Origin of the sequence: Bifidobacterium vespertilionis, from assembly GCF_008698145.1 — a bacterium.
GTDB lineage: Bacteria > Actinomycetota > Actinomycetes > Actinomycetales > Bifidobacteriaceae > Bifidobacterium > Bifidobacterium vespertilionis.
Map to the genome: position 1 here is coordinate 13,080 of NZ_RZNZ01000018.1, position 11,454 is coordinate 24,533.

12 protein-coding genes are annotated in these 11,454 nt (G+C 65.0%); 6 read left to right on the forward strand and 6 right to left on the reverse strand.

The window, feature by feature from the left end; genetic code table 11:
- Positions 1–950 precede the first annotated feature (950 nt).
- From EMO90_RS10755 to EMO90_RS10765, 3 genes are all read right to left on the reverse strand, one after another.
- Complete coding sequence (locus EMO90_RS10755) at positions 951–1,958, reverse strand: 4-hydroxy-3-methylbut-2-enyl diphosphate reductase (protein ID WP_150353717.1); 1,008 nt, start codon at positions 1,956–1,958, stop codon at positions 951–953.
- Positions 1,959–2,049: 91 nt separating this feature from the next.
- Positions 2,050–2,340 carry a type II toxin-antitoxin system RelE/ParE family toxin gene (locus EMO90_RS10760; RefSeq protein ID WP_150353718.1) on the reverse strand — a complete coding sequence of 97 codons (291 nt, stop codon included), beginning with the start codon at positions 2,338–2,340 and terminating at the stop codon, positions 2,050–2,052.
- A 2-nt stretch (positions 2,341–2,342) separates the two neighbouring features.
- Complete coding sequence (locus tag EMO90_RS10765; RefSeq protein WP_223849710.1) at positions 2,343–2,675, reverse strand: type II toxin-antitoxin system RelB/DinJ family antitoxin; 333 nt, start codon at positions 2,673–2,675, stop codon at positions 2,343–2,345.
- Between the two features lie 164 nt (positions 2,676–2,839).
- Here EMO90_RS10765 and EMO90_RS10770 point away from each other — a divergent pair, with 164 nt between their 5' ends.
- Entirely contained in the window at positions 2,840–3,793 is a 954-nt protein-coding gene (locus tag EMO90_RS10770; protein WP_150353719.1) for an aldose 1-epimerase family protein, read from the forward strand.
- 68 nt (positions 3,794–3,861) lie between these two features.
- A complete protein-coding gene (locus EMO90_RS12755; protein ID WP_099327425.1) occupies positions 3,862–3,936 on the forward strand; it encodes a 50S ribosomal protein bL37 in 75 nt (24 codons plus the stop codon).
- A 116-nt stretch (positions 3,937–4,052) separates the two neighbouring features.
- Here the strand turns inward: EMO90_RS12755 and EMO90_RS10775 are convergent, their stop codons facing one another.
- Together EMO90_RS10775 and EMO90_RS10780 are read right to left on the reverse strand one after the other, a co-directional pair.
- Positions 4,053–4,415 (reverse strand): hypothetical protein, encoded by a 363-nt coding sequence (locus tag EMO90_RS10775; protein ID WP_223849711.1) that lies wholly within the window; start codon positions 4,413–4,415, stop codon positions 4,053–4,055.
- Entirely contained in the window at positions 4,412–5,131 is a 720-nt protein-coding gene (locus EMO90_RS10780; RefSeq protein WP_150353761.1) for a sigma-70 family RNA polymerase sigma factor, read from the reverse strand. The genes EMO90_RS10775 and EMO90_RS10780 overlap by 4 nt, the downstream gene beginning before the upstream one ends.
- A gap of 49 nt (positions 5,132–5,180) precedes the next feature.
- On the opposite strand from EMO90_RS10780, the gene EMO90_RS10785 reads away from it, so the two are divergent.
- The 3 genes from EMO90_RS10785 to EMO90_RS10795 all read left to right on the forward strand — a co-directional run bounded on the left by EMO90_RS10785 (position 5,181) and on the right by EMO90_RS10795 (position 8,605).
- Positions 5,181–5,945 carry an exonuclease domain-containing protein gene (locus EMO90_RS10785; protein ID WP_150353720.1) on the forward strand — a complete coding sequence of 255 codons (765 nt, stop codon included), beginning with the start codon at positions 5,181–5,183 and terminating at the stop codon, positions 5,943–5,945.
- 73 nt (positions 5,946–6,018) lie between these two features.
- Positions 6,019–7,584 (forward strand): UDP-N-acetylmuramoyl-L-alanyl-D-glutamate--2,6-diaminopimelate ligase, encoded by a 1,566-nt coding sequence (locus EMO90_RS10790; protein ID WP_150353721.1) that lies wholly within the window; start codon positions 6,019–6,021, stop codon positions 7,582–7,584.
- A gap of 22 nt (positions 7,585–7,606) precedes the next feature.
- Complete coding sequence (locus EMO90_RS10795) at positions 7,607–8,605, forward strand: lipid II:glycine glycyltransferase FemX (protein ID WP_150353722.1); 999 nt, start codon at positions 7,607–7,609, stop codon at positions 8,603–8,605.
- Positions 8,606–8,626: 21 nt separating this feature from the next.
- Here EMO90_RS10795 and EMO90_RS10800 read toward each other — a convergent pair whose 3' ends face one another.
- On the reverse strand, positions 8,627–9,826 hold the full coding sequence (locus tag EMO90_RS10800; protein WP_150353723.1) for a DegT/DnrJ/EryC1/StrS family aminotransferase: 1,200 nt from the start codon (positions 9,824–9,826) through the stop codon (positions 8,627–8,629).
- A gap of 157 nt (positions 9,827–9,983) precedes the next feature.
- Here EMO90_RS10800 and EMO90_RS10805 point away from each other — a divergent pair, with 157 nt between their 5' ends.
- Positions 9,984–11,234, forward strand: a complete 1,251-nt coding sequence (locus tag EMO90_RS10805; protein ID WP_150353724.1) for a carboxylate--amine ligase — start codon at positions 9,984–9,986, stop codon at positions 11,232–11,234.
- Positions 11,235–11,454 lie beyond the last annotated feature (220 nt).

The following is an 11,454-nucleotide window of genomic DNA, read 5'->3' on the forward strand; positions in this document are numbered from 1 at the left end:
CAAACTGGGCAAATCGGAATACTGAATTCGCAAACTGGGCAGATCCGGTCTTCTGCGACCGGTTTTCGGCCTCCAGACGGCAGGATCCGCCCAGTTTGCGCGGCGAGAGGCCCGATCTGCCCGATCTGCCCAGTATGCGCGGCGAATTAGACGAACTAGACGAGAACTGGGCAGACCGGGCGGATCGGGCCGGTTCCGGGATCCGGCGTGACCCGGCGTGTGACCGGGGGCGTGACACGGCGTGCGGCGTGACCGGGTGCGTGACACGGTGTGGGCACGCCCGGTCACGGGGTGCCGGAATCGTTGGAATAAAGCCATTTTAAAATCCCCGTGACCGGGAATGGGCACGCCATGTCACGCCCCCCGGTCACAACGCACACCCGGTCACGCGCCGGTCCACCTTCCGGAGAGAGGTTTGATCCCGGCCACTGGGCGCCAGCCAGCAGCACCTCGGCGAGGTCCCCGCCGTGGCGTCCTCGAGGATCAGCGCGATCGAGACGGGCAAGAGGTTCCCTCCCGGGCTCGAGCGCCGTTGCTTCGACGGCCTCCACGCCATCGGCGACACCCCGACAAAACCACTTGACAAACTATAGGGGCATCGGAGTCACCTGCTGTCATCCTGAGCAAAGCGAAGGATCCTTAACCCGTGCGCATTGGCCAAGGCCGCTGCGGAATGCCCCCTACGATGCTCGGCCAGACCCGACTTGCTGAATCTGCCAGCAAGTCGTTCGTCTTTCCGGTTTACTGGCAGATCCTGTATCTTAGCGGGCCGCTGGGGGCTCTCAGATGCAAGTTCTGCCAGCAAACCGGAAAGCGGGACAGGTTGCTGGCAGAACTTGCAATTCGACGGAGATTTGTGCGGGAAGATTTGTGCGGGGAAGTTAAGGATCCTTCGATTCCGCGCTCCGCGCTCCACTCAGGATGACGGAAAACCCTTACGGGCGCGACGATTACCTGCGGGAGCGAAGCTCCGCAGGTAATACAAAATGCATATTCTCCTTGATCGTCTCCACCGCGTGCATGCCGGTGTATCCCATGGCCTGCAGCGCGTCGATCACGCCACCCACCAGTTCGTCCGGAACCGAGGCTCCGGAGGATATGCCCACGGCCTGAACGCCATCGAACCAGGAATCGTCCAGATCGCCGGCGTCATCCACCCGATGGGCCACACCGCGCGATCCCAGACCCTCCTGCGCCACCTCGACCAGACGCACCGAGTTGGAGGAGTTGGCCGATCCGACGATCACCACGCAGTCGGACTGCTCGGCCACGAGCTTGACCGCCGCCTGCCGGTTCGAGGTGGCGTAGCAGATGTCCGAGTTCGGCGGCATGGCGATCCACGGAAAGCGATCCTTGAGCGCGGCGATGGTGTCCGCGGTCTCATCGACGCTGAGCGTGGTCTGGGTGAGCAGCACCAATTTAGTGTCCTCGCTGAAATCCAACCCGTCCACATCCGACGCATGTTCGATCAGGTGCACATGATCGGGGGCCTCCCCCACCACGCCCACGGCCTCATCGTGCCCGCGATGGCCGATGTAGATGATCTCATACCCCTCCTTCACAAAGCGCAGCACCTCGCGATGCACCTTGCTCACCAGCGGGCATGTGGCGTCCACCACATGCATGCCGCGGGCCGCGGCCTCGCCCTTCACCGTCGGGGAGACGCCATGCGCGGAGAACACCACGGGCACACCGGCCGCCACGGCCTCGTCAGGCACCTCCGAAAGCTCCTCCACGAACACGGCGCCCTGTTTGGCCAGATCCTCCACCACATGCTTGTTGTGCACGATCTGCCGTCGCACGTACACCGGAGGCAATCCCCCGTCGCCCGCCGCGGCACCACGATCGGCCGCCTTCAGAATGGTCTGCACGGTGAGGATGGCGCGGTCGACGCCGGCGCAGAACCCGCGCGGATCCGCCAGCACGATGCGCTTGCCCCCGTCGCCGATGCCCGTCATAAGCCACTCCTCCCATGTCCGCGATGCAAATCGCTTCCCAGTATGCCATGACGGCCGCCTCGGCCGGCCTGACGCCTAAAGGATCCCGCTTTCAGCCGAACAGCTCGTCGTGCGACCCGGTGCGCTGGAAGATGGCCAGTTCCCCCGCGACGCACCAGATGAGCAGCCAATCGCCGGCGTTGGCCACATGGCACTCGTTGGACCCCATCCATTCCCCGCTCAGCGTGTGCATGTTGTGCCTGCGTTTCAGCTCCTCTATGGATGCGGCGGAGTTGTCCAAAATGAGCCGCATGACCTCGTCAAGTGGAGCTATGTCCATGTGGCGCTTGCGCAGCCGCTTGAGATCTCGCTTGAACTTTGAAGTGGGAGAAGGCCTGAGCATGATCACAACCCCAAATCCTTGTACATCTCATCAAGGTTGGCATACGCAGGACCACCATTCCTGATGATCTCCTGCGTCTCGCGAATGGCCTCGCGACTCTCCTCGTTGGGACGCTCCGCCTCGAAGCTGAGCGGGATGATGCCGGTGCGCGCCATCTGCGTCCAGAATGCGCGCGTGGCCGCGGCAAGCGTGAGCCCGTACGATTCCGCCACCTGGGACGCCTGCGCGATCACCTCCTTGCTGGCGCGAATGGCCTTGGATTCAGTTGCCGGAGCCACAGCCGCCTGAGCCACAGCAGGAGACGCAGTCGCGGTGGAAGTCATTGCCGTATCCATGGAAACCTCCTTGTTTGTTTACTGATGTGGTTAATAATACCACATCCGTGCACATACTCGAATGACACCTGCATTCCACCACCCACGCCGGCATCCCCCATAACGGCCATGCGGACGCTATAGTGGGAGCGGTAACATCGCCTCTGTCACAAAGGAAGTGCCACATGGTTGCGAAGAACATCCCGCCGCGCACCGGCCAGCAATACTCCATCGCGTACGGCGACTACAAGGCCGTCGTCACCGAACTGGGCGCCACGCTGCGCAAGCTCACCTATCAGGGCAAGGACGTGACGGTGCCGCTGGGTCCCGACGACCCGGTCACCTGCTGCCACGGCCAGCTGCTGGTCCCGTTCCCCAACCGCATCGAGGGCGGCGAGTACACGTTCGAGGGCAGGACCTACACGCTGCCGATCGACGAGCACGATCGCAACACCGCCATCCACGGCTACGGCTACCGCTCCTACTGGAAGCTTGAGTCCCTCACCGAAACGTCCGTGACCCAGTCCTGGCGCGTGCCGTTCCTGCTGGGCTACCCCTTCGACCTGATCGTCACGGCCACGCACGAGCTGGGCCCCGACGGGCTGACGGTGACCGTGGAGGCCTACAACAACGGCGGCGAGAACCTGCCGTGGGCGCTGGCGATCCACCCGTGGCTGTCCAACGGTGAAAAGGGCTACGGCGACGAGATCGACGGGCACAACGCCAAGTGCCGGGTCACCATCCCGGCGGACACGCACGTGACCGTGGACGGCAACCTCATCCCGACCGGCACCGAGCCGGTGGAGGGCACGAAGTACGACTTCCGCGAGCCGCGCCTGCTGGTGGACCAGCCGTTCGACGACGCGTGGACCGATGTGCATCATGATGCGGACGGGCGCGTGTTCGCCACGTTCGAGCGCCCGGACGGCCTGACCGTGCATGTGGGCGGCGACGAGACCATCACGTCCTTCCAGATGTGCACCGGCACCGGCTTCCCGGCGTTCAAGCACCCGGCCGGCACGGCGATCGAGCCGCAGACCGCGTACGCGAACGCGTTCAACACCGGCAACCAGCTGATCGTGGTCAAGCCCGGCGAGACCAGCGTCACCAAGCTGTTCATCAACGCAACGCAGGCCTGAGTTGCCGAAATCGACGGGTTGTGCCATAATTCCGTAGGCTTATTCAAAATCCAGTAAAGGAGTCCATCATGGGCATGCGCGGACGCAAGCGCAGGGATCGCCGCAAGAAGGCCGCCAACCACGGCAAGCGGCCCAACACCTGATCCTTTGCCGCTGTAACAACGGCAGAATAACAAAACCCGCATCTCGCCACAGGCGAGCAATGCGGGTTTTTTCTTTTGTCGGAAACGCCTGCCGTCAGCCGCGCCGGCTGCAGGCCTCACTGCCCGCAGCAGCGGTCCAGCACGGCGTTCAGCTTCGCCATCAGGCATTCGGGGGCCTGATCGGGGCGCAGATACGCGCGCAGGGCCGCGATCATGGCCTTCTCCCGCTCGTCGCAACTGGCATCCACATCAAAGCAGCCGCAGCCGCAATCGCCGGATGCAACGTCGTGCGCCGCATGCGTCTTGGTGTCCGATTGCGCGACGGCCGCGGCGGACGCGACGGCGGGCACGGCGGAATCCACCGGCCCCCTGCACACCTGCGTCACATGTATTTCGGTACGGGTCATGCCGTCGTCACTGACGGTGCTCACCGACGTGGTCCGCGTAATCGACACGCGGGACTGACAATCGTCGTTCATGCCTGCTCCTTTCGCTCTTCCCCTCCATTATGGGGGTTTTCGGAAGTCCCGGCCGCGGTTTCGCCTGTGGAATGATTCGCCGTGGGCGAACCAGTGCCCGAACCCGCGCGGGCCCCAGCGCGCGAACCGGTGTGCGGGCCCTTCCCCGCCGTATCCGTCACATAGCCCCGAGCCGCCGCATAGGATGCGAGCTCGCGCTTGAGCTGGGTGCGCGCGCGGTTGAGCCGGCTCATCACCGTGCCGATCTTCACATGCTGCTCGTCGGCCACCTGCTGGTACGACTTGCCGTCGATCGCCGCGTCGATGAACACCTGACGGCGCTCGGGGCTGAGCTTGTTGAGCGCGGCGAGGATCTCCTCCGGCGCGAAGGCGTCCAGATACTCCTGCTCGGCGGATTTGAGCCCCTCGCTCGAATGCTCGGCCGCATCGTAGATGTCCCAGTCGTCATACTCACCGGTCTCGTCGTTGGCCCGCTGCGGCCTGCGCTTGTCCTTGGCATACTGGTTGAAGTAGGCGTTGCGCTCGATCGTGGTCATCCACGCCTCGAAGTTGCTGCCCTCCTGGAACGAATCGAAGGCCTTGAACGCGCGCTCGAAGGTGTCCTGCACCAGGTCCTGGGCGTTGTCCGGATTGTTGGTCAGCTTCATGGCCTGCCGGTACAGCGCATCGACGACGGGCATGGCAAGGGCCTCGAATCGGCGTCGTTTGTCTTCCATGCTTTCAGTCACAGACCGTATTCTAGCCGACTGGCTATGGTGGAGGATTATGAATGACGAGCTGATGAAAGCGATCGAGGCGATCGCACCCCAGGACGAATCCACCACGCTGGCCGATTCCATGCTGCTGGGCTTCGACACGGAGACGACGGGCATCGCGGCGGGCAGGGATGCGATCGTGTCCGCCACGCTGGTGTTGCGCGACCCGTCCAAGGGGTACGACGGCGATGTGATCGCCACATGGATCGTGAACCCCCATCGCCCCATGAACCCGCGCGCCAGCGAGGTCAACGGGTTCACCGACGAATTCCTGGCCGAGCACGGCGCGGAGCCCACCGAGGCGATCGACGAGATCGCCGCGCTGATCGCCGCCGCCCAGGCCCGCCGCATCCCGCTGCTCGCCTACAACGCCCCTTTCGATCTGGCCATGCTCAACGGCGATGTGACCCGATGGAAGCTAGCCACGCTGGATGAGCGCCAGGCGGCCGAGGGGGTCTCCCCCATGCCGCTGCTTGTGGTGGACCCGCTGGTGATCGACCGCAAGGTTTCACGCCGCAAGGGCAAGCGCACCCTGACGGACACCACGTTCTACTACGGCGTGGAGCCGCACGGCGATTTCCACGATGCGACGGCGGACACGATCGCCGCCGTGGACCTGATCGCCCCGATGAGCACGCTGTACCCGCAGGTGGGACACCTCGCGCTGGGCGATCTCATGGCATGGCAGCGCGCCGCATACGTCGATTGGCGCGACTCCTTCAACGATTGGCTCTCCTCCCGGGGCCGCGCGCCCATCCACGGCGACTGGCTCTGACGGCCCGAACCGCGTGGCGGAAGAAGCGCCGGACGGCCCTACAATGAACACGAATCGATCGGAAAGGAACGACATGGCTTTGACCCTGGCCTCGGCGGCCGAACTGCTCAGGGCGCATCATCTGCTGCGCGAGATCATCCACGGCGACGCGTGGACCCTGGACCCCGCGCGCGTGGAGGGATCGGATGTCCCGTTCGCGGACGTCACCTACGACACCCGCACGGTGGAGAAGGGCTCGCTGCTGTTCTGCAAGGGCAACTTCAAGGCCGCATATCTCGACGGCGTGGACGCCAAGGGCCTCGCGGCCTATGTGGCCGAGACCGATCTCTCCGACGCCACCAAGGCGCCGGGCCTGATCGTGGACGACGCGCGCAAGGCCATGAGCCTGCTGTCCGCCGCCTTCTTCGGCCGACCGCAGGACGAGCTGACCGTGGTCGGCATCACCGGCACCAAGGGCAAGACCACCACCGCCTACTTCACGCAGGCCATCCTCAACGCCGCATCGGAAGGCCGGGCCGCGCTGTTCTCCTCCGTGGACAACTGCTTGGACGGCCACACGTACAAGGAATCCGATCTGACCACCCCCGAATCGCTGGACGCCTTCCGCATGATGCGCGAGGCCGCGAACAACGGCATGAAATACTTGGTCATGGAGGTCTCCTCGCAGGCCTACAAGGTGGACCGCGTGTACGGCCTCACCTTCGACGTGGGCGCGTTCCTCAACATCTCGCCCGACCACATCAGCCCCATCGAGCACCCCACCTTCGAGGACTATCTCAACTGCAAGCGCCGGATCACGGCCAACAGCAGGACGCTGGTGCTGGGCGCCGACTGCGCGCACGCGGATCTGATCCGCGAGGATGCGGCCGCCGCGAATGTGCCGGTCACCACCTTCGCGCTGCACAACGCCGGCCGCGACGAGGGCACTCCGGCGGACGTCATCGCATGGCCCGCCAACGCCGACCACAGCGCGTACGATCTTGCCTCGGACGGCGCCGAACTGGGCGCATTCCGCCTCGCGCTGGATGGCGACTTCAACTACGCGAACGCGGCGGCGGCCATCGCCATCGCGCATGCGGCGGGCGTCCCGCTGGATGACGCCACTGCCCTGCACGCGATCGAGCCGATCACCATCGCAGGCCGCATGGAACGTTTCGAGGATCCGCAGTCGAACACCATCGCCATCGTGGACTACGCGCACAACTTCGCGTCCGTGACCGCCCTGATCGACTTCGTGTACGAGCGCTACGGCAAGCGGGATCCGCGCATCACGCTGGTCACCGGTTCCGCCGGCAACAAGGCGGTGGATCGCCGCAAGGAGATCGTGGAGGCGGCCGAGCACCGCATCGCGAACTTCGTCTTCACCGCGGAGGACACGAACACCGAGCCGTTCATCGACATCTGCATGGAAATGCAGGGCTACATCACCGACCCGAACGTGACGTCCACGGTCATCTCCGACCGTGGCACCGCCATCACGAACGCGGTGTACGACGCCCGCGCCCATGCCGACCGCTTCAACGTGCTGCTGCTCATCGGCAAGGGCAACGAGCGGTGGATCAAGGACCGCAACCGCCATGTGCCGTACGAGGGCGACGATCACGTCATCGAGCGCCTGTTCGGACTGAACCAGAAGTGAAAGTGACAAAGGAACACATCGCATGATCACCATCGAATCCATCGATCTGCCGGACCTTGAGCGCGAGGCGGCCGGACTGGGCATCACCCTGCCGATCGAGCAGACCAAGGTCTGGGCCGATTTCCAGGCGGAGATTCCCGGACGCACGCCGTGGGGCGCCTTCCGCATCAAGCGGGGCGCCGAGGTGCTGGCATTCTGCTCGCTCATCGACATGGACACGCACGGCTACCACTATCTGCGTTCGATGCACGGCCCCACGTGGGTGAACAAGCCCGCGGATGCGGCCGCCGAGCATGAGGTGATCGACGCGATCGCCGCCGAGGTGAAGAAGCGCGACCACAACGTGGCGTTCCTGCGTCTGGACACCTGGTTCGAGGACGGCTACGAGCGCGCGCTGTCCACCGTGCCGTACGACCGCACCGTGGTGATCGACATCACCGGCGGCGACGACGAGATCCTCGCCCGCATGAAGCGCCGTGGCCGCCGCGATGTGCGCAAGGCCCTGCGCGAATGCCCGGCCGAGTGCGCGGACGAGACCGCTCAGGCGATCGTCGATTTCGCCGAATACTACGACGTGATGGTGGAGACCGGCAAGCGCGACGGCTTCACGCCCGCTCCGATCACCGATTATTCGGATATGATCGCGGCGCTGGGCGCCGACCACTGCCGCGTGTTCGCCGCCCGCATCGAGGGCCGCGTGGTCGCCTGGTCGATCGTGACCGTGAACGGCGATCTGGCCGTGCGCTATTACGCCGGCATGCGCAACGACGTGATGCGCCTGCACGTCACGGACAAGCTGCTGTACGACGAGTGCTGCATCCTGGGTTCGCAGGGGCTCAAGCGCTACGATCTCATGGGCATCGGCTCCGACTTCGCGCCCAGCCTCATGGGACTCAACGAATTCAAGACCAAGTTCACCGAGGAGGTCACCGAAGTGGCCGCCGGACACGACATCCCGATCAAGAAGGTGTTCTACAAGTCCCTGCAGGTAGCCAAGACCGTCAAGGACAGGATCCGGTAGGAACCGTTTTCACGCCGTTTTTCACAACGAGCGCAATACGGCGTCGGCCACGGCATGGGCCGTCCGCTCGCTCAGTTCGGTGGGCAGGCAGACGGCTCCGGCCACCAGACGGCCGGTGGTTTCCAGCCGCGCATGCACGTCGCCGTCCACCCCGTAGCGGGCCGGATCGGTCACACCCGGGAACAGCTCGGGGCGGTACCAGCGCTCGGCGTATCCACCGGCCTCGCGCACGGCCCCAAGCACCTGCTCGGCCCGTTCCGTGGTGTCCATGAACAGCGGGAACCGCAGCAGCGGCTGTGGACGGCCGGTCATCGCGCCGGCGGGGATGCCGAGCCGGTCCGCCACATCCCCCAGACGCTCGCGGTAGATGGCCACCACATGCCGGCGTCCGTTCTCGTTGGAGCTCAGCGCGCTGATCGCCTCGGTCGCCTTGCGTTCGATCCACTCCGTGGGCTTCATGGAGGCGTAGGCCAATCCGCCGGCCCGTTCCACGTCGGCGATCGGCGGCTCGTACAGCCCGATGCCCGTGAAGCCGCGGCGCATATTGCCACCGAGCGATCCCAGACGGGAGAACACGCGGTTCTCGTTGATGTAGGCGCGCGTGATCGCATCCAGCCGCCTGTCCGGCCGGGGCAGCGCCTCCAGCCGGCCGCGCAGTTCCGTGTCCACGGCCGGATCGGTCTCGGTAAGACGGGGGTTGACCCAGATCGCGCCGCCGAAGCGCGTGGGCAGGATCTTCTCCACGCCGAAGGAATGCACGGACACGTCCGCACGCGGGCTGCCGTCATCGGCGCGGGACATGCGGGCCACGCAGTGCGCGCAATCCTCCACCAGCAGCGCGCCGGGCAGTTTGCGTGTCGCCTCGGCCAGATGCAGATCGGCTGCGTTGTCGATGATGCCGAAGGTGTGCTGGAGCATCACCGCGCGCGTGGGCGCGTCTCCCCTGCTTTCGCGCAGGGTGGACGCGTCAATTGACAGCGTGCGGGGGTCGATTTCCTCGTACCGCGGCTTCAGGCCCGCCACGATGATCGGGTCCACCGCCGTGCAGCAGGTGAACAGCTGCGTGCGCACCACGCCGCTGCCGTGCGCCTTCCTCAACGCCGAGAAGGTCTCCAGCATGCCGTAGCGCGCCTTGAACACGGGATACCAGTCACGCGGGCTGGTGCCGGTGCGGTTGGCCAGCGCCTCGCGCAGTCGCTCCGTCGAAGTTGCCTCGGTCATATGATCCTCCGTGTCCGTCGCATTGGTTCCCGCTGTTGCGGTCTGAAGCCAACTGTATCGCGGAATGCGCCGGGATGGAGCTATATGGGCTGTGCGGAATGGACGGTCCCGCGTATAGTGGGTGGGGTTGACGATGCAATGCAAGGAGAACAATCAGATGACGGCTTTCCAACCGGTGATTCTTGGCGGCGATCTGGGAGCGTACGCGATGGCGCGCGAGCTCAACGAGGCGTACGGCGTCAAGCCCATCATGGTGACCGCCTACAACCCCTCGGCGATCCGCGATTCGGCGATCATCACGCGCCACGCCTTCGACAAGGCCAACGAGGAAGGCCCGCTGGTCGACGAGCTGCTGCGTCTGGGCGCCGATCTCAAGGCCCGCAACCCGCGCCGGCGCCTGTTGCTGCTCGCCAACACCGATTGGCGCATCCACGTGCTGGCCACGCACCGCGCCGATCTGGAGCGGTACTACGTGGTGCCGATCCCGCCGCTGGAGGTGATCGAGCGCGTGAGCGACAAGCAGGAATTCGAGCGCCTCGCCACCGCGCAGGGCATGCCGGTGCCCAAGTCGTTCTACGAGGACTTCTCCGGGGCGGATTCCCCCGAATGGCGTCCGCAGCCCACGCCCGCCGATCTGCGCTTCCCGATCGTGGCCAAGCCTGCCGACAGCTCGCAGTACGAGAACCTGCTGTTCGAAGGCCGCCAGAAGGTGTACCGCATCGACACCCCGTCGCAGCTGAGCGCCCTGTGGTCCACGCTTGCCAAGGCCGGTTTCCGCGGCACGTTCGTGGCGCAGGAGCTGGTGGAGGGCGACGACACGCAGATGTATTCGGTGACCGCCTATGTGGACACCACGGGCACGGTGTCGCTGCTGTGCTCGGCGCATGTGCTGCTCGAGGAGCATCATCCGGCCACGCTCGGTAACCCGTGCGCCATGATCACCGAGCCGATCAAGGAAATCCTGGAGCCGGCCCGCCGGTTCCTCGAATCGATGCCGTACCGCGGATTCGCGAACTTCGACGTCAAGCGCGACCCCCATACCGGCCGGTTCTACTTCCTGGAGGTCAATCCGCGCATCGGCCGCAACAGCTTCTACGTGGTGGGTGCCGGCATCAACCCCATGGAAGTGCTGGTCTCCGACGTGATCGAGGGCCATCCGATGGCCCCGCGCGTGGCCGACGACGAGGTGCTGTACTCGATCATCCCGAACCATCTGCTGCGCCGCTACGTGGTCGATCCGAAGCTCCGGGAGCAGGTGGTGCGACTGCAGAAGGCCGGACGCATCAGTCCGCAGCGCAATCCGAAGGACATGAGCCCCAAGCGCTGGCTGCATCTCATGGAGTCCGAGCTCAACCAGTATCGCAAGTTCGGCAAGTACTATCCCAAGCCCACCAACACCGGGTTCTAGGCCTTCCCAACGTCATCCTGAGCGCTGAGCCGTTAAGCGGAAAGCCCCGTCATCCTGAGCGGAGCGCAGCGGAGTCGAAGGATCCTTAACTTACTGCACAAATCAAGGATCCTTCGACTTCGCGCTACGGTGTCCGGCTGCGCCGGACCGTCGCCGCCTTGGCGGCGGCTCCCTTCGCCTACGGACAGCCCACCGGGCTGTCCGCTTAACGGCTCAGCGC